General features: G+C 49.5%; 15 protein-coding genes. 12 read left to right on the top strand and 3 right to left on the bottom strand.

Annotated elements, in window-relative coordinates:
• The first annotated feature begins 7 nt into the window (after window positions 1-7).
• Both sufB and ACFRAM_RS05970 read left to right on the top strand, forming a co-directional pair.
• Window positions 8-1,405, top strand: a complete 1,398-nt coding sequence (gene sufB, locus ACFRAM_RS05975; RefSeq protein WP_175374200.1) for a Fe-S cluster assembly protein SufB — start codon at window positions 8-10, stop codon at window positions 1,403-1,405.
• A gap of 183 nt (window positions 1,406-1,588) precedes the next feature.
• On the top strand, window positions 1,589-2,512 hold the full coding sequence (locus ACFRAM_RS05970; protein WP_379464978.1) for a copper amine oxidase N-terminal domain-containing protein: 924 nt from the start codon (window positions 1,589-1,591) through the stop codon (window positions 2,510-2,512).
• Between the two features lie 307 nt (window positions 2,513-2,819).
• Here ACFRAM_RS05970 and ACFRAM_RS05965 read toward each other — a convergent pair whose 3' ends face one another.
• Window positions 2,820-3,452 carry an HAD family hydrolase gene (locus ACFRAM_RS05965; protein WP_379464977.1) on the bottom strand — a complete coding sequence of 211 codons (633 nt, stop codon included), beginning with the start codon at window positions 3,450-3,452 and terminating at the stop codon, window positions 2,820-2,822.
• A gap of 436 nt (window positions 3,453-3,888) precedes the next feature.
• Here ACFRAM_RS05965 and ACFRAM_RS05960 point away from each other — a divergent pair, with 436 nt between their 5' ends.
• The gene (locus ACFRAM_RS05960) at window positions 3,889-5,649 is read left to right on the top strand and encodes an ABC transporter ATP-binding protein (protein ID WP_379464976.1); all 1,761 of its coding nucleotides are present in this window, start codon (window positions 3,889-3,891) and stop codon (window positions 5,647-5,649) included.
• Between the two features lie 4 nt (window positions 5,650-5,653).
• Window positions 5,654-7,513 carry an ABC transporter ATP-binding protein gene (locus ACFRAM_RS05955; RefSeq protein ID WP_379464975.1) on the top strand — a complete coding sequence of 620 codons (1,860 nt, stop codon included), beginning with the start codon at window positions 5,654-5,656 and terminating at the stop codon, window positions 7,511-7,513.
• Between the two features lie 1,121 nt (window positions 7,514-8,634).
• On the opposite strand, the gene ACFRAM_RS05950 is transcribed toward ACFRAM_RS05955, so the two are convergent.
• Both ACFRAM_RS05950 and ACFRAM_RS05945 read right to left on the bottom strand, forming a co-directional pair.
• Window positions 8,635-8,883: a DUF7667 family protein gene (locus tag ACFRAM_RS05950; protein ID WP_379464974.1), complete on the bottom strand. Its 249-nt coding sequence runs from the start codon at window positions 8,881-8,883 to the stop codon at window positions 8,635-8,637.
• A gap of 565 nt (window positions 8,884-9,448) precedes the next feature.
• Window positions 9,449-10,486: an HD-GYP domain-containing protein gene (locus ACFRAM_RS05945; protein WP_379464973.1), complete on the bottom strand. Its 1,038-nt coding sequence runs from the start codon at window positions 10,484-10,486 to the stop codon at window positions 9,449-9,451.
• Between the two features lie 432 nt (window positions 10,487-10,918).
• On the opposite strand from ACFRAM_RS05945, the gene ACFRAM_RS05940 reads away from it, so the two are divergent.
• The 8 genes from ACFRAM_RS05940 to ACFRAM_RS05905 all read left to right on the top strand — a co-directional run bounded on the left by ACFRAM_RS05940 (window position 10,919) and on the right by ACFRAM_RS05905 (window position 18,686).
• Complete coding sequence (locus tag ACFRAM_RS05940; protein WP_379464972.1) at window positions 10,919-12,358, top strand: bifunctional metallophosphatase/5'-nucleotidase; 1,440 nt, start codon at window positions 10,919-10,921, stop codon at window positions 12,356-12,358.
• 90 nt (window positions 12,359-12,448) lie between these two features.
• Window positions 12,449-13,276 (top strand): undecaprenyl-diphosphate phosphatase, encoded by an 828-nt coding sequence (locus ACFRAM_RS05935; protein WP_379464971.1) that lies wholly within the window; start codon window positions 12,449-12,451, stop codon window positions 13,274-13,276.
• A gap of 198 nt (window positions 13,277-13,474) precedes the next feature.
• Window positions 13,475-14,551 carry an HD-GYP domain-containing protein gene (locus tag ACFRAM_RS05930; RefSeq protein ID WP_379464970.1) on the top strand — a complete coding sequence of 359 codons (1,077 nt, stop codon included), beginning with the start codon at window positions 13,475-13,477 and terminating at the stop codon, window positions 14,549-14,551.
• Window positions 14,552-14,833: 282 nt separating this feature from the next.
• Window positions 14,834-15,973, top strand: a complete 1,140-nt coding sequence (yfkAB, locus tag ACFRAM_RS05925; protein ID WP_379464969.1) for a radical SAM/CxCxxxxC motif protein YfkAB — start codon at window positions 14,834-14,836, stop codon at window positions 15,971-15,973.
• 18 nt (window positions 15,974-15,991) lie between these two features.
• Window positions 15,992-17,344, top strand: coding sequence for a hemolysin family protein (locus ACFRAM_RS05920; protein ID WP_379464968.1), 1,353 nt, complete (start codon window positions 15,992-15,994; stop codon window positions 17,342-17,344).
• A 238-nt stretch (window positions 17,345-17,582) separates the two neighbouring features.
• Window positions 17,583-17,798 (top strand): spore coat associated protein CotJA, encoded by a 216-nt coding sequence (locus tag ACFRAM_RS05915; protein ID WP_379464967.1) that lies wholly within the window; start codon window positions 17,583-17,585, stop codon window positions 17,796-17,798.
• Window positions 17,799-17,801: 3 nt separating this feature from the next.
• Complete coding sequence (locus tag ACFRAM_RS05910; RefSeq protein ID WP_066374093.1) at window positions 17,802-18,068, top strand: spore coat protein CotJB; 267 nt, start codon at window positions 17,802-17,804, stop codon at window positions 18,066-18,068.
• 48 nt (window positions 18,069-18,116) lie between these two features.
• Window positions 18,117-18,686, top strand: coding sequence for a manganese catalase family protein (locus tag ACFRAM_RS05905; protein ID WP_066374095.1), 570 nt, complete (start codon window positions 18,117-18,119; stop codon window positions 18,684-18,686).
• Window positions 18,687-18,758: the final 72 nt, after the last annotated feature.

Raw genomic sequence — 18,758 nt, 5'->3', positions numbered from 1 at the left:
TGACACCATGGCTAAGAAAGCGCCTGATATGGAGGAATACCAGTATGGTTTCCGCGATGAGCACAAGTCGATCTTTCAGTCCGGTAAAGGGCTGACTCCCGAGATCGTACGTGAAATTTCAGCGATCAAGAATGAACCTGAGTGGATGCTTGAATTCCGCTTGAAATCGCTGGAACAGTTCTACAAAATGCCGATGCCAAAATGGGGCGGCAACCTGGATGATCTCGATTTTGACGATATCCAGTACTATGTAAGACCTTCCGAGAAACAAGGAAAGACTTGGGAGGAAGTTCCTTCCGAGATTAAGGAAACCTTCGACAAGCTAGGTATCCCGGAAGCGGAGCAGAAGTTCCTGGCGGGTGTCTCGGCACAGTATGAGTCCGAGGTTGTCTACCACAGCATGCAGAAGAGCCTTGAAGATCAAGGGGTTATCTTCACCGATACCGACACAGCACTGCGTGAGCACCCGGAATTGTTCAAGAAGTTCTTCGGAACCATTATCCCGCCTGCGGATAACAAGTTCGCTGCATTGAACAGTGCCGTATGGTCCGGCGGAAGCTTTATCTATGTTCCTAAGGGTGTGAAATGTGAAGTGCCATTGCAGGCTTACTTCCGTATCAACTCCGAGAACATGGGACAATTCGAGCGTACGCTGATCCTTGCTGACGAAGACAGCTTCGTGCATTACGTAGAAGGCTGTACAGCACCGATCTACAGCACGAACTCCCTGCACAGTGCGGTTGTTGAAATCCTGTGCATGAAGAATGCACGTGTTCGTTACACTACGATTCAGAACTGGGCGCCGAACATCTACAACCTCGTTACTAAACGTGCGGTTGCAGAAGAAAATGCGACTATGGAATGGGTAGATGGCAACATCGGCTCCAAGCTGACCATGAAATATCCAGCTGTTGTGCTTAAAGGCCGCGGAGCGAAAGGTTCCGTTCTTTCGATCGCAGTAGCAGGTAAAGATCAGCATCAGGATGCCGGCGCCAAAATGATCCACTTGGCTCCAGACACTACATCCACTATCGTCTCGAAATCGATCAGTAAGCACGGCGGTAAAGTAACTTACCGCGGTCTGGCTTCCTTCGGCCGTCAGGCGGAAGGTGCGAAATCGAACATTAAGTGCGATACACTCATTTTGGATAATGAATCCACTTCGGATACCATTCCATACAATGAGATTAAGAACGATAACATCATCCTGGAGCATGAAGCGACCGTATCCAAGGTATCTGAGGAGCAATTGTTCTACCTCATGAGCCGTGGTCTTTCGGAAGCCGAAGCGACTCAAATGATTATCATGGGCTTCATTGAGCCATTCACCAAAGAACTTCCGATGGAATATGCGGTAGAGATGAACCGTCTCATTAAGTTCGAGATGGAAGGCAGTATCGGTTAATTAAGAGCTGTCTTTAAGATTTGGCATATAAAACGTGTCCGCAGCAACTTGGAGGTGCAAACGTCCAGGCTGTGCGGACACGTTTTTTGTTTGTTGTTTGTTGTCATCATGCCAAATATTAGATGTTTCATTAATGCAGACAGCGTGTACTGTTTAATTATAGTGTTTAATCAAGGAGGCCTCATGTTAAAAAAACTTCTACTCACTTGCGGATATGCAGTGGTATTAGCTGCTGTTTTGTCTTTTTCCTTACAGCACAAAGCTTTTGCCGAATCTCCCATCTCTGTGATTGTCAACAATGAAACAGCCGACACAGATGTTCAAAGTTATATCAAGAATGATACGGTTATTGTTCCCCTTGGCGTTGTGCAGAAGCTCCCAAACGTCAGCATTGCCTGGAACAACAGCACAAAGACCATAACGATTACAAATAAGTCGCAGAAAATCACTTTGGTTCCGGGACAAGAGTCAGTGGTGGTAGGCAGCAAGAAACTCACATTGCCTGTGGCTGTATCATTGGAGCAGGGCCGTGTGATGGTGCCGTTGCGTTTTATCTCTGAGGCCGCAGGCGCTTATGTACAGTGGGTACCGGGAAAACATACGGTCTACGTGGCCAAAGCATCGGATGCCCTGATTACAAGGCTGTCGGGCTCCAAGCTGGCTGAAGCCCGTGCTGCTGCGATCGAGTTTCCGCGGATCGAAGCGCTCAAGTCCCTGGCCGTGAGCAGCCGGTATGAGGATGATCTGACGGATCATTATTATTTTCCCGAGGGAGAAGCCGGAAAATTCTTCATCCGGACGGCCGATTACATCCGCTACTATGAAATCACTGATAACCGGAGTGTGCTGAAGTGGACGGCTACCCTTGATCTGGAAGACCAGACAAGCACGTCTGAGCTAAGCTTCTTACCTTATCCCGTAAGGCTCCAGGATGGAAAGATACCGGCTATTAGCGGTAAAATCGCTTTTTTTGAATATGATTATCCCAAGGCCAGTACAACCTTTGGTATGATCGACGGGAAGGGACAAATGACGATATCCGGGCAAAAGCGTTCTTCGCGGATTGGATTCTATGATATTAACGGCGAAGCTTCAGAGGCTCGTTGAGTAAGGCGATTCTCAGAAGGAGAGCCGCGGCAGTCCCGTCGCCAGTAGCTCCCCCGCATCACCGTAACTCGTTCGCCTTCGCCTCATGACGAGGCCTAAAAGGCCGGGCCTACCACTTCCGTCTGCTTCTGTCCGCGATTGCCGCACTGCCTGCGGGTGTACACTTCCGGGTGTCCAGAGGGCTGGCAGCCCTTGGGGCCCTCCCTGTAGGGAGGGTTTGGGAGGGTGCCCCCACTTAAAATAAAAATGCCCCTGTGTCCAACGCCGGATTGCGCGGGACACGGGGGCATTTTATGATGATGGCGGCTTACTTTAACGGAATCTTTGCCAGGCGGAGAATGTCCTGTGGACGTTCAAATTTATATTTTGCCAGGATGTGGTCATGCTTCTTGCAGCCCCACAGGGCGAGTCCGAAATCTACGCCGGCATCCCGGGCGCATTCATAATCATACAAGGTATCCCCGATATAGAGTGAGGAATTTGCCTCAGCGCCAGAGCGCTTCAGAAATTCAAGTAACGGATCAGGATGGGGCTTATGTTTTTCCGTATCATCTGCACAGACCGAATGGTCCAGATAATCCATTAGACCAAATGGAATAAAGTCATCTCGCAATTCTTCGGCGGTCTTGGAAGTCACTATGCCCTGGACAAAGGACTCGTTCTTCAACGTTTCTAACACCTCGGGAATGCCCTCAAACACTTTGATGGAATCGTAAAAATCCTTCATCCGTTCGTTCCAGCGCTGCATACCCTCATCAATATTATGGATGCCAAGCTGCGGCAGCGAAGTAGAACCTGGAATCCCCAGAACAAACAGTAATTCCTCAGCATTACTTTCCCTGCCGTAATCGAACTTAAGCATTGCTTGGAGTGAACCTAGTACGGCGATCTCTGTATCAATTAATGTTCCATCTACATCAAAAATAATGGTCTTATACATGTACTTACATCCCTCCAACTGGTATGGGTTCATGATCGAGTATATCTTAGGGTGACGTGGTTCCGCTACATGCTGTTCTTTTACTTGGAAGGAAGATGAAGAATTTTACATTTTCCAGCTAGTAAATCCCATTATGTAAAGAGGAGAGAAGGAGATGCCGACGGGAAGTCCATGTGCTAAGAATTTCGCTTATTCTTAATTCAACAGTATTCAAGAGGAAATGGAAGCATTTAAAGACATAGGCGACCTTTTCCTTTATGAAAATGTCATTTTCATTGCAAATAACGGGTTATACGGTCGATTCTCCCCTTTGCCGCATTAAAACATGGATGATAAACTGCATAAAGTCACTAAAATGGAAGCGCTAAAAAATACTTGTGAAGCCGGCTTAAGAATGAAAGCCAGCTACGCTTCGTAAAGCGTAAGGAGGAGAGACATGGATGTTCTCAGGCAACTGCGGGGCTTTTATCGGGAGAAACTGCACTTATTGATTCTTTCGATTGTATGCTTGGCTGCCGCAACTGCAGTGGGGCTTATAACCCCCAATTTGTTAAGAAGGTTGATTGACGATGTTATTGTTCCAATGAAATTTACCGAGGTGCCTGTGTTGGCTCTCACCGTGCTGGTTGTTGTAATTGTAAAAGCATGCCTGCAATTTGCACACGGATTCTTTGGCGGGCGTCTGGGAAATTTCCTGGCGTATCGTCTACGCAATGCCTGTTATGAAAAACTGCAATTCCTGTCGTTCCGTTATTATGATACGGCGAAGACAGGCGACCTGATGTCCCGGCTGACCGGGGACCTGGAAGCAATCCGGATGTTCATTGGCTTCGGATTCGCCCAGTTGCTTAACGTATTTTTTATGGTATTATTCGGCTCCATTATGATGTTCTCGATCAATTGGCAGCTGACGCTGATCACCTTGATCACGATGCCGTTCCTGGCTATTGTCGCACTTAAGTTTGAGTCCAAGATCCACCCTGCTTTTCAGGAGATGCGCCTGGCGCTAAGCTCTTTGACCACAGCGGTTCAAGAGAACGTGACGGGTGTGCGGACAGTCAAATCTTTTGCCAGAGAAGCCCATGAGGTCGAAAAGTTCTCGCACCGGAATGAACGGTACAAGGACAATCAGATTTTTGCCGCAGTGCTGTGGAGTAAATACTTCCCGGCGATGGAGCTGCTGGCATCGGTCAGCGTGGCGATCCTGCTCGGAGTAGGCGGCACACTGGTCATTCACGAGAAAATGTCACTGGGTGAGCTGGTTGCATTCTTCAGCTTGATCTGGTATATCATTGGTCCGGTATGGGGTCTGGGCTTCCATATCAACAACTATACGCAGTCTAAGGCTTCAGGGGAGCGCGTGCTTGAAGTGCTGAACCAAAAGATCGATGTCAAGGACAGCGAAACCGCCCGGGAGCTGGTTCATAACGAAGTCAGAGGCGATGTAGCGTTTAATCATGTTACCTTTGCATACGGTAATAAGATGCCGGCGGTTACGGATATTGATTTTGAAGCTAAAGCGGGGTCTGTCATCGGCTTCCTTGGGGGCACTGGCTCCGGGAAATCGACGATTACCCAACTGATGATGCGCGCTTATGACGTGAACGAAGGCCATATTACGTTGGATGGGGTGGATATCCGGGAATACAATGTCCGCAGTCTGCGTTCACAGATTGCGACCGTGTTCCAGGAGACGTTCTTATTCTCCTCTTCCATTCGCAACAACATTGCCTATGGCCTGAAAAATGTGAGCATGGAAGAGATCATCCGTGCAGCTCAGCTGGCGAAAGCCCATGATTTCATCATGGAAATGCCTGAAGGCTATGATACCGTGGTCGGGGAGCGGGGAATGGGCCTTTCCGGCGGTCAGAAGCAGCGGATCGCTATCGCGAGAGCATTGCTTAAGAATCCGCGGATTCTCATTCTTGACGATGCGACAAGCGCTGTGGATATGGAGACCGAGCATGAAATTCAGAGTGGATTCCAAGAGGTTATGCGTGGACGCACTACGCTGATTATTGCCCACCGGATTTCCTCCCTGCGACATGCTGACCAGATCATCGTGATGAACGAGGGACATGTGCAGCAACGGGGAACCCATAAAGAGTTAATCGAGGTGCCTGGACCTTACCAGGATGTGTACCGGATTCAATATGCAGATTACCTCACTAAAGTAACCGAAGGAAAGGAGGCGTAAAGTTATGGAACCTCAAGTCAACCCGGGTGCAGGAGCCACTACAAAGAAAAAAACGGCACCGGAACAAACGCTGGACGAACGGTTTGTCTACAAAGACGACGATATCATTGACAAGGCATTCGACTGGAAGCAATTCACACGGCTGTTTAGCTACATGAAGCCTTATGCCAAGCAAATGCTGCCACTTGTACTGGTAATGATGGTACTAGGAACCGTCACCAAGCTTACGGTGCCGTTCCTGACCAGTATGGCGATAGACAAGGCGATCGCACCGAAGACAGGAAGTCCAAGCTTAACGCTCCTTTACACCCTTACGGCGAGCGTGGTGGTCCTGTATCTGATTCAATGGATTGCCGGAATTTACCGGATCAAATTCACCAATATCATTGGGCAAAGAGTAATTTATGACCTGCGCTCAGATCTGTTCCGACACATCCAGAAGCTGTCCTTTAACTTCTTCGACAAGCGCCCGGCAGGTTCAGTGCTGGTACGGGTTACGAATGACATCAATTCCTTGCAGGACCTGTTCACCAACGGGGTCGTCAACCTGATGATTGACTGTGTGCAGCTTGTCGGAATTATGGTCATCTTGCTTTTCATCAATTGGAAGCTCGGCCTTGCGGTAATGGTTACTGTACCGATTATGTTCTTTGTCTCCACCAAGCTGCGGCAGAAGATTCGTATTGCCTGGCAGGATGTACGGATGAAGAACTCGCGGATCAACTCTCACTTGAATGAATCCATTCAGGGGATCAGAGTGACTCAGGCGTATACGCAAGAGCAAGAGAACATGAAATACTTCGATGCCATGAATAGCGAAAGTAAGAAATCATGGGATAAAGCCTCGGCGATGAACCAGGCATTCGGTCCAATTATCGAGATCACTGGTGGCTTCGGTACCCTGATTCTGTTCTGGCTTGGTGCTTATCTGATCCAGTCGGGTGAACTGACTGTTGGTTTCCTGGTGGCTTTCAGTACTTATGTCAGCAACTTCTGGGATCCGATCAATCGTCTGGGCCAAATGTACAACCAGCTTCTGGTGGCTATGGCCTCCTCGGAGCGAATCTTTGAATATCTGGACGAGAAGCCTAACGTATCCGATAAGCCGGGTGCGACTCCGCTGCCAACCATTCAAGGCGATATCAAGTTTGAAAAGGTCATCTTTGAATATGAGAAGGGGCGGGCGGCCCTCAAAGGCATTGATCTCGATGTAAAGGCCGGACAGTCCATTGCGCTAGTAGGGCATACCGGCTCAGGTAAGAGTACCATCATCAACCTGATTGGCCGCTTCTACGATATCACCACCGGTAAAATCACGATCGATGGAAAAGATATCCGTGATGTCACCCTGGACAGCCTGCGCGGACAGATCGGTACCGTGCTACAGGACACATTCATCTTCTCGGGAACGATCCGTGACAACATCCGTTTCGGACGATTGGATGCCACGGATCAGGAAGTAGAGGAGGCCGCCAAAGCGGTAGATGCCCATGATTTCATCACTAAACTGCCTGGCGGGTACGATACAGAGGTCGAAGAACGGGGTAGTGCGCTGTCCATGGGTCAGCGTCAGCTGTTATCCTTTGCCAGAGCGCTGCTGGCGGACCCACGTATTCTGATTCTGGATGAAGCTACAGCGAGTATCGATACAGAGACCGAGCTCAAGATTCAGGAAGCTCTAAAAACCCTGCTGCAAGGCCGGACCTCCTTTATCGTCGCTCACCGATTGTCCACCATCCGCCACGCTGACAAGATCGTGGTACTGGATCACGGCGAGATCAAGGAAGAGGGCAACCACAGCGAGCTGACTGCTCATGACGGTGTCTACAACGGATTAATCGAAGCACAGTTCCGGTTCCTGTAGGTGCCTAGGTAGCAAGCAACTGAAGAACGCTTTTAACGGCAAGTTGATAAATCGATTCATGCAAAAGAAGAGCTCAGAAGAAGAGCTCAGAAGAAGAGCTCAAAAGAAGAGCTCAGAAGAAGCGAAGAAGAGCTCAAAAGATGACATCAAAAAGAAGCCTCCAGCTCCACTTTATTGTGGGGTTGGGGGCTTTTTTGGCTAGGACGCTGGTGATTTGGAACAGGATGGAAGTATCTTGCTGTTCGTTCTCAGGATCAAAGGAGAAAACAGTGGTTCAGGCGGAGTGAAGCCGCTGCGGGTCGGGGGTTCTTCCGATCGCTGTTAAAGCCCGATTTCTTGATTGTAAAAGGAATTAGAGGTTGAAATCGGGCTTTAAAGGCGACCACTACCGTTTCTCCAGAATCCCCCGACCCTCCACTCTACTCATGCATGTGATCAACTTCAAAACCTAAGCTGTTATCCGCTGATCCTTTTTCAGGTGGATGCTATTACATCTACATGCTATCGCCTCTACATGCTATTACCTCTAAATACTATCGTATCAACGTATCGAATTTTTTCTCCAAATAGAACGCAAAGTAGCTTACAAAGCCAAGTAAAAAAGAGAGCGTATACATGAAGTCTCGAAGTGTAATTAACGGCATTTTTGTACCTTAAATCCTCTGAAGCTAAGGGTTAGAGGAGATTAAGTGCAATATTGTACCTTAATTGTTCCAGAATCCCCCATCCAGCGTGCTTTTCCGAAAAATAAGATACAATAATGCCCTTGTTTCCCTCATTTGCCTATATTCAAGAAAAATAAGGTACGAAAATGCCGTTAGTTGGGGCGGTGGCCCTCTTTTTTTACTGTTAAGACGACTGGTGAAGGGGAATTTACTGCTTCTATTGATATCGCTGGTTTTGAACAGCTCTGGATATAGGTCTTGCTGTCGACAACTATGATCCGGTGCTAGCTTTCTTATGGGAAGCTTTCAGGCGAGCGTTTTGCGCCTACAGTTCCAAGCTCCCTTCGCTCCTCGTTGTTGTTTGTTCATTTTTTTGTTCGGCTTATATATTTCCTTTTCGCTCATGCTACAGTTCAATTTATAGAGGAGAGCTCGTATGTTTTCTACGATGCCGCCTTACTTACGACGTTTTGATATCCGGCCAGACGTGCGCAGCTCAACCATCTGTGCGCCGATGTTCTGCTGCCAGTTGATATCTTGCGTTCGCGCCGCCAGTATGGCTTCATTGTTAAGCCGGGCCATCTCCCAGCAGTAAGTTGCATTCGCTTGCAAGCAGTGCTGCTGCTCCAGCTCTTCAGATTCAGTCAGCTTCCGCTGGCGGCTCAGTGAATACAGCTCAGCAAGGCGCCCGTGAATCGGCAGCATAGGCTTCATCCTTTCAGGTTAGTCTGATCAACGTTTTACTCTATTGATCAGTCTAACCGAATGCCCCCGGCCATAAACTAGGCCGGCCTCCGCAATGGCAATGCCTCCGCGAGGGCATCGCGGAGGCCACCCCCGGATAGCCTTGAGGTACCCCCGGTCCTTTGTGCAGCAAAGCAGGGGGAACTCAAGGCGCAGCCCGCCTCCGCGAGGGCACCGTGGAGGCCACTCCCAAGTAGCCTTGAGGTACCCCCCGGTCCTTTGCGCAGCAAAGCAGGGGGAACTCAAGGCGCAGCCCGCCTCCGCAGGGCACAGCGGAGGCCAGAAAAAGCCGCCCCCCGGGTCACATTACCCGGGGAGCGGCCTGCGCCGTAAAGCTTTGAGCCGTCCTGTATCTTGCGGAGCAAGACAAGGACTGCTCAAGGGCGAGCACCCCCACCCTCCAAAACATCTGTCCGCAGACGCCCCGTCATCCCGCCAACCACGCAGTTCCTTCGGGTGTCCAGAGGGCAGCGCCTTTGGGGCCCTCCCTTAGGAAGGGAGGGTTTGGGAGGGATGGCGAGCGCCCCTATGTGTAGATCTCCACAATCGACACACTCCGCTCACGGGACAAGTCGAGGAATTTATGGTCGACCTGCACCAGTGGACGGAACACGTCTATGGGGTTGTTCATGACGATGACGCCCATGTCACCGGTGTCAAGAAGGACGCGCTTGCCGATGAAATTCGGCATCAAATGCTGGATAAAGGCATGAACGGTCTTGCCGTTCAGCTTGCCGAAGCTGAGGTTATGTAATTCGTGCAGTACCGAGATCAGTTCTTGCTTGGACTGATAGACTCTGGGTGAAGTCATGGCACTATACACGTCAGCCACAGCGGCAATCTGTGCATAGGGATGAATCTCCGCTTTGGTTAAATTGGTAGGATAGCCGGAGCCGTCTTCCCGTTCATGGTGCTGGAGAGCAACCAGTGCAGCGGTAGGGTCGTTCATGGAATTGCGGATAATTTCGTAACCGTATGTAGTATGTCGCTTCACTTCTTCAAATTCTTCGACGGTCAGCTTCCCCGGCTTGTTCAGCAAATCGGGTGAGATTCGGCATTTACCGATATCGATCAGATAACCAGCCCGGCTGATCTCATAGCATTCCTGCTTGGAATAACCGAGCCAAGTTGCAATATAATAGGAAAGCATACCTACCTGAAGGGAATGATTATAGGTATATTCATCCTCCCGGTCCAGCAGTAGAAGGAGGGTTACCACGTCTTTATGCTTGTCCAGGGATTGCAGGGTTGGCTGAAGAACATCGTCTACGACGGATGGATTAAAGCTGCCTTTGGTTAACGCTTCTAAATAAAGGGTCTCGAAACCGTCGATCATGGTATCAAAGCTTGCCGTAACGGTTTGAATAACGGACGGTTTATGGGGCGGGGAGAGTGTTCCTTCCAGGGTTTCGATATCAATGTAATCAATACCGTGTTGCAACAGCTTGGATATTTCATCCATGCGCAACTGGGTTCCCTTGGACAAAACATGAAGTCCGCGGGCGTTGAAGGTGTCTGTTCCGAGATAATCCCCCGGCTTAACATCCATGACGTGTACTCTCAATGCTTATGCCACCTTATGTGTCAATTTTTCTCAGCATAGCAAGAAAAGGACAAACATTCAATGGTTAACAATTAATATTCACAATCTTCAGATATGCATCGAAGTTTCGGTTTATTCTGACTATAGCTAACTGGACGACTACAATAATTTCTCTAAGGATATTCTGTAGGTTTTAAGACCTATATAATGTATGATTGCGAACTAACAAGGTATTTAAAAGGAGAAGGGGAGGCGCAGCCATCCTCTTGATTCTGGTTCAAAGAGAGGTACAGAAATGCAGGCCTCGCAGCACTTGCAGGCCTTGGTATAATGGTATTGTAAGTACTGAAATATACCATATTGAGCTTGGAAATGTTATGCTAAACTCTGAAAGAACAAGCGCCTTACGCTTCCAAAAAAGGTGGCCTTACACAGGTGGGAAGGATGTTATTGATGAAGCCTATATCAGAGCGACTGACAATACTTCATACTAATGATATACATAGTCATTTCGACATGATGAGCCCACTTGCGGCAGTCATTGCTGAGCAAAGGGCCGCAGCGGGCGATGAACCACTTTTGTTGCTGGATATTGGCGACCATATGGATCGAGCGGCCATAGAGACGGAAGGAACGATGGGACAGGCGAACATTGATATTCTGAATCTGACGGGATACGATGCGGTCACCATTGGTAATAATGAGGGGCTTACCTTCACAGCCGACATGCTCTCTGCGGTATTCTCCGGACTTCAGTGTCCGGTAGTGTGCTGCAACTTTGTAGAGACTGCGACTGGAGAGCCGCCGCACTGGATGAAGCGCCATGTTATCCTGGAGCGTGACGGCATCCGCATAGGCGTGACTGGAGCGACAGCGGCTTTTGCTTCGTTCTATGCGTTGCTGGGCTGGGATGCACTAGACCCGGAAGAGGCACTTCGTAAGGAATGCAGTCTGTTGGCTCCACAGGTAGACATTTTGATCGTGCTGTCTCATCTGGGTCTGCCTACAGATCAGCGGCTGGCAGAGAACCTGGAGGGCGTTCATGCCATTTTGGGTGGACATACTCACCATCTGCTGGAGCGTCCACAGATTATTGCTGGTACTGCCGTCTGCGGCGCCGGCAAGTTTGGTAATTATTTGGGCAGGCTTGTTTTTGAGCGGCAGGAGCCGGATCTCGGTTTCAGACTCGTAGAGGGAGAATGCCTCGCCGTTTCCCCTGAGCTAAGGGAGGAACGGGTTCATTCCGCGGCCGTCACCCATCTGGAACGGGGAAGAGAAGCTTTGCATGAATCGGTGGCCATTACAGACCGAGAGCTTCCGGTTGACTATCAGGGGGAATCCCCATTCGGTAATTTTCTCGCTCAGGCTGTGCGCAGATTCACCGGCGCCAAGATAGCGATTGTCAATACCGGACAGCTTCTGGGACCACTGCCAGAGGGGGATATTTCACTGGGGATGCTGCATGGACTGTGTCCTTCGCCGATCAATCCTTGCATAGTGAAGCTTAAAGGGCGGGATATCCGCATAGCTCTGGAGCAAAGTTTGACGGAAGAATTCCGTAATAAAGCTATCTTCGGCTATGGTTTCCGGGGAAAACAGCTGGGCAGTCTTGCAGTAGATGGCTTAAATATCTTGTACGATTCACTTGTTTTGCCGTATGATAACGATATTGCAGTTTTTGTCGAAGGGCAGCCTCTGGAAGATGACCAGGAGTATGAGGTTGGGACGCTGGATATGTTCACTTTCCGGATCGGTTATGAGACGCTCGCCAACGGCAAGGATGCGGTGTATCTTCTTCCGCATTTCCTCCGTGATCTGCTGCGGATGGAGCTGCAGCGGCCGGGCAGTCTTGAGGAGAGTTTCATTTCCCGTTGGAACAACGGTACTACATAAGGGAAGGCCTGAATGATGGCTATGCTGTATGATTTTTTAAAATAACAAAGTTGTACCCGATATTCATTCCGCCACAAACAGGAGGATTGTATGGACACTATTACAGCCATTATTTTGGCCATTGTTGAAGGAATCACGGAGTTTATCCCTGTATCCTCCACAGGCCATATGATCTTGACGGCCAAGCTGATGGGTTTTGCCGAGCAGGAATCGATTATGAAGACCTATGAGATTGTCATTCAATTAGGTGCTATTCTGGCTATCGCGCTGGTCTACCGTCATCGGGTGCTTAACCTGCTGGGAATCGGGCGCAGTCGGAGTAATCGGGGAGGCGTGATGCCGCAGTCCCGTCTTAATCTGATTCATGTGATCCTGGGGATTGCGCCGGCATTGGCCGTGGCTTTTTTTGCACGTGACTTCATCAAGGGTCTCTTCGGAGCCAGTACGGTGCTTTGGGCGCTAGTAGCCGGAGGGATCTTAATGATTGTTGCCGAGTGGGTCAACCGCCGCAAGATCCGTATTACCGCCCACGAACTGGATGATCTGTCCTATGGACAGGCGCTAGCCATTGGCTTGTACCAGATTATCTCTGTATTATGGCCAGGCTTTTCCCGCTCAGGCTCCACAATTTCGGGGGGGATGCTCAGCGGGGTCAGCTATAAGGCCTCAGCCGATTTCTCTTTTCTGATCGCGATTCCGATTATGTGTGCGGCTTCCGGGTATGAGCTTTTGGATGCTTACCGCGATTTTACCAGTGAGACCATTGGTTACTTTGTCATTGGCTTCCTGATTTCATTCGCAGTGGCTTACCTTGTAGTTATTCTGTTCATGCGATGGATTCAAAAGATCAGATTGACACATTTTGCGATTTACCGCTTTATTTTAGCGGCTGTTTTCTGGCTATTTATTATGCGTTAATCATTTCCAAGATTCCATCGGTACAGCGGTACCCGGCTATGGTTGTTTCCTGGAGGTGTATCCAAGGAAGCGTTGTCCGGGGCAAACCGATGTAGGTGTGCTTGCCTGTTCTCCAAAGGTAACGGTATAGACACGGTGTGAGACCCAAAGTTTTTAAGCAGAATAGCAATCTACCGTTAAAGGCAGGAGTGAACCAGAGTGCGTTTAGTATCCGTCAGCCGGCTTCAACCGGGCATGAGGCTGGGCAAAAAAATTTATAGCGATGAAGGCATGATTCTGCTTTCCGACGGCGTAGAGCTTACCGATTCACTGATCAAACGCCTCGGCAGAATCGACATCGGCTATGTATATGTGCAAGATTCCCTCACTGAAGATGTAGTGATTGAGGGGATGCTGCAGGATGAGACGCGCAACCAGGCGCTCAAGGTTATTAAGACACAATTTCAGGACATGTCCGGTGCTTCCGGCATTACCAAAGGCTTTTATCATCTGGATAAAAAATTCTCGGGCGTGATGGATTCGATTCTGGACGAAATGTCTGCCCAGGAGACACCTATGATAATGCTGCTGGAAATGCATACAGCGGATAATTATCTTTATGTCCACTCGTTAAATGTCTGCCTCTATACACTTGTTATGGCTATCGCTCACGGGTACAGTAAAGCGGAATTGCGGGTCATTGGTCTGGGTGCGTTGCTGCACGACATCGGCAAGACGCAAATTCCGGTCAAGATTGTCCAAAAACCCGGCAAGCTGACGGATGAAGAGTTCCGGCAGATGCAGGCCCATACCGAAATCGGCTACCGGATTCTTAAGGACGAGCCGAATATTCCGTTGCTGTCCGCCCATTGTGCGCTGCAGCATCATGAACGGATTGACGGTTCCGGCTACCCTCGCGGACTCAAGGGAGGGGAAATTCATGAGTACGCCAAATGGATTGGCGTGGCCGATTCCTATGATGCGATGACCTCCAGTCGTGTCTACAAAAAAGCAATGCTCCCCCATCAGGCGGTAGAAGCGCTCTACGTAGGCTCCGGCACACTGTATGAGCAGCGGCAGCTGGAGCTGTTCCGGGACCGTGTGGCAATCTATCCACTGGGTCTTACAGTGAAGCTCAGCACGGGTCAGAGCGGAGTTGTGGTCAAAATAGACTCCACCACACCACACCGTCCGGTGGTTCGCATCCTTACCGGCCCCGAAGGAGAGCCAGTGGTTCCGTTCGAGATGGACCTTGCCGTGATGCTTTCTGTAGTTATTGTGGATGTAGCCAATTAAGGGTGCCGGCTGGCACCGCTTCATAGACTTCTCAATGAGGCAATTCCAGCCTCTCAGGCATGCAGCGAGATCGATACACGGGTGGGCACGTAAGGTGCACATGGCCCGGATATCTTTTCGCTGCATGCTGTTTTTTTCAGAAAATATCAGTAAATAGCAAGCAAGTACAACTCAAAAGTGCAGTTTTTTCGTTCTTCGTGGTATGATATAGGATAATAATCCGTTCATACGGATGATTTTTAGGTTAATAATAAGGAATAAGCTTTAAAGGAGCTATCACAAATGAATGTTATAAGACCAATGTCATTATCCCCGCAGAAGGAGTTATCCCCAAGCTATGACCCTTGGGATCCCATCACTTCCCTGCGGCAGTACGGGCGGCATGTACTGACCAGTGTGGAGATGACGGTTACGAATTTATGTAATATGCGGTGTGAGCACTGCGCCGTTGGTGACAGCCTCACCATGAAAGAAGGAGAGATGCTGCCCCTTAAGAATATGCTTGATCGGCTGGAAGAAGTCGAGCACCTGCAGACGATCAGCATTACCGGCGGAGAGCCGATGTTCCGCGCTTCCACCGTAGACAATATGATTGTCCCGCTGCTCAAGTATGCCAAGGAGCGGGGAATCCGCTCGCAAATCAATTCCAATCTAACCATGCCATATTCCCGTTATGAGAAGCTGCTTCCTTATCTGGACGTTATGCATATCTCTTTCAACTATGTTAATGGTGATGATTTTCATGAAGTTGGCTTTGCAAACAGCGGCCATCCTGTAGCGAAGGAAGCGGCTTACCGCTTGTATGATACGATGATCGAGAACTCCCGCAGACTCAGTGATGACGGCATGCTCATCTCTGCGGAATCCATGATTAACTATCGCACGCATACCAAGCTGCCGGAGATTCACCGGCTGATCGGCGATATGGGAGCAAAACGCCATGAGGTGCATCCAATGTACGCTTCAAGCTTTGCCTCCGCGCTGCCGGTTCTGTCGCTTAAGGATATGCAGGCTGCTATTCATGATCTGCTGGACCACCGTGATCCCGAGATGTGGATGCTGTTCGGCACGCTTCCATTCTTCGCCTGCAGCTTCCTGGAAGAAGACCAGAAGCTCCTGAAGCGACTGCGTTCCGAGAAGAATGTTACGCTTCGCAATGATCCGGACGGACGCAACCGTGTGAATGTAAACATGTTCACCGGCGATGTATTCGTTACGGATTTTGCAGATATCGCAGCGTTTGGCAACATCAGCAGCAACAAGCTGGATGATATTTTTACAGACTGGCAGACCCAGCACCCGCTTAACCAAGAAGTGAACTGTCACTGTGACGCAGCTAGCTGCTGCGGACCGAATCTTCTGGTAGCGGATATGTATTATCCGGGTGTTGACTTCAAATCAAGAAAAGCGATCAATCTGTAGAAATGAGGCGTTGTTATTGTGCATACGGAATTTGAAGTAGGGAGATTGCTGCTTAATCTTTTGCTTGTTCTGGTGCTCGTATTATTAAATGGCATATTCGTCGCCGCAGAGTTCTCACTGGTGAAGGTCAGGCAGTCACGCCTGACCCAGCTAGTTAGTGAGGGCAACAAGATGGCTGGATACGCGCTAAAAGTAAACAAGAAGCTGGACGCTTATCTGTCTGCGACCCAATTCGGGATTACACTTGCCTCGCTCGGTCTCGGCTGGGTAGGAGAGCCCGCCATTTCGGAGCTGCTGGTAGAGCCTCTGATGTTCAAGCTTGGGGTTACAGACCATACGCTGATCTCCACCGTATCTTTGGTGCTTGGCTTCTCCATTATTACTTTCTTACATATTGTGCTTGGTGAGCTTGCACCCAAGTCATTGGCGATTCAAAAAACAGAAGGCTCAGCGCTGCTGCTGTCCGCACCGCTGATGTTCTTTTATAATCTATTCCTGCCGTTCATCTGGGTGCTTAACGCATCCGCGAATGGTCTGCTTCGTTTGATCGGGGTGGAGCCTGCCAGTGAGGCAGAGGCTGCGCATTCGGAGGAAGAAATACGTATTCTCATGAATCAGAGTGCCAAGAGTGGCGTTATTGATAAAGATGAGATGAAGCTTATGGATAATATCTTCGAGTTCTCCGACCTGTTGGCCCGTGAGGTTATGCTGCCGCGTACCGACATGGATGTGTTGTACAGCAACCTTTCCCTGGAAGATAACATGCGCATTATTACGGAAACCAAGCATTCGCGTTACCCGGTAGCGATGGAGGATAAAGACCGGATTATTGGCTTTATTCACATTACCGATCTACTCTTCGCACCGCCTGAACAGCAGAATGATTTGACTACATTAGTCCGCCCGATTCCGAACGTGCCAGAGTCGATGGAGATCAGTCATGTGCTGCGGCTGATGCAGAAGAACAAGATTCAGATGACGCTTGTCGTCGACGAATACGGCGGGACTGCGGGGTTATTGACTGCAGAAGAGATTCTGGAAGAGATCGTCGGGGATCTGCACGACGAGTTCGAGGATGAACGTCCTAGCGTGGAGCAGAATGGAGAGTACATTTCAGTCGCAGGCCGTATGCTTATCGAGGATGTCAACGATTTGACCGGTGTAGTCATTGAAGACGATGAAGTGGATTCCATCGGTGGCTGGTTGTTCAAAGAGCTGGAAGGCAATCCATCCAAAGGCAAACGCGTTGTTGTCGGCGAGGTCGTCTTTGAGGTCGAAGAGTCTACCCGGCTGCGGATTACCCGGATAAACATTCACCGTGAGGCGCCTGCGAAGGATGAAGAGGAATCTTCTGAAGCGGATGAGAAGTAAGCATGGATTTGAAGAAACGAGTACTAACCATAGTTCAGTTATAAACGAAGCCTTTTCCTATCGCGCAATGTATTATGCACGAAGGGGAAGGCTTTTTTTGTCGTATATGGACATCAAGAGAGTTTTTTTTCACAAACCGTCTTATTCCGCCTTTGCCTATCATAAATTAGTTACGAAGGTAAGCGTTCAGAATAACTGCTGCACTCAGCAGTGAAATGAGCAAAGGAGGATGTTTATATTGAATTCCCAGGAGCGTGTGCATACGCCGTTTAGGGGGCCGTTTGATCCCTGCCCACCGGTACCGTTCAAGACGTTCGTCGTACCCCCCAACCAGTTCATCAACTTTCAGCCGCCGAATCTTCCGCAGTTCAGTCTGCCGGAAGCGTTAAGGTACGGAACCTTGTGGCCCGCGCTGTTCAGTCCGTATGAGTCCAAGTCGAAAGGAGGGAAATAAGCCATGGAGGCACAGCCATGCGACCAACGGTATTACGAATTGCTGGAGCAGCTGCAGGTTCTGGATTTTGCGCTCGTGGAGCTGAATCTCTATCTGGATACTCACCCCGAGGATCTAAAGGCGATCGAGCAGTTCAACCAGCTTACCCAGGAACGGACACGGCTGGCAGGCCATTTTCAGGAGCTGTATGGACCGCTACAGAATTTTGGGCGTGCCTTTTCCAAATGCCCGTGGGAGTGGAACCAGCCCCCTTGGCCTTGGCAAGTGTAGCGGTCTGATAGGATAGCAGCAGTTCACTAAAGGAGGGGAGCGTCCCGAATGTGGATTTATGAAAAGAAATTGCAATATCCGGTACGAGTCGGCAAATGTGACGTGCGGATGGCGCGTTATCTGATGGAGCAATATGGTGGAGCGGACGGTGAACTCGCCGCTGCGCTGCGTTACATGAACCAGCGGTATGCGATTCCTGACAAAGTAATTGGAGTGTTAACCGATATTTCCACTGAGGAATTCGGGCATCTCGAGATGATTGCGACCATGATCTATAAGCTGACAAAAGACGCATCGATTGAGCAACTGGAAGCCGCCGGTCTCGGTCCGAACTATGCGACCCGGGATCACGCCCTGTTCTATAACAACGCCGCCGGTGTTCCGTTCACTGCAACTTACATCGCGGCCAAGGGAGATCCGCTCGCTGATCTCTACGAAGACATTGCGGCTGAGGAAAAGGCGCGGGCTACATACCAGTGGCTGATCGACATGACAGATGATGTGGATCTGCAAGACAGTCTGAAGTTCCTGCGGGAGCGGGAGATTGTGCATGCGCTGCGGTTTAAAGAGTCGGTGCAGATTCTGATTGATGATCGGGGAAAGAAGAAGATTTTCTGAGTGGAATAATAAAAAAGAGTAAAGCGACTGCATAGTTCGCTTTACTCTTTTTAATTTTAGGCTGTAAACACT

This window comes from Paenibacillus sp. NPDC056722 (assembly GCF_042790635.1).
Classification (GTDB): domain Bacteria; phylum Bacillota; class Bacilli; order Paenibacillales; family Paenibacillaceae; genus Paenibacillus_AQ; species Paenibacillus_AQ agri.
Note: the sequence above shows the minus strand (reverse complement) of the source record. Positions and strands in the feature narration are given on the sequence as shown.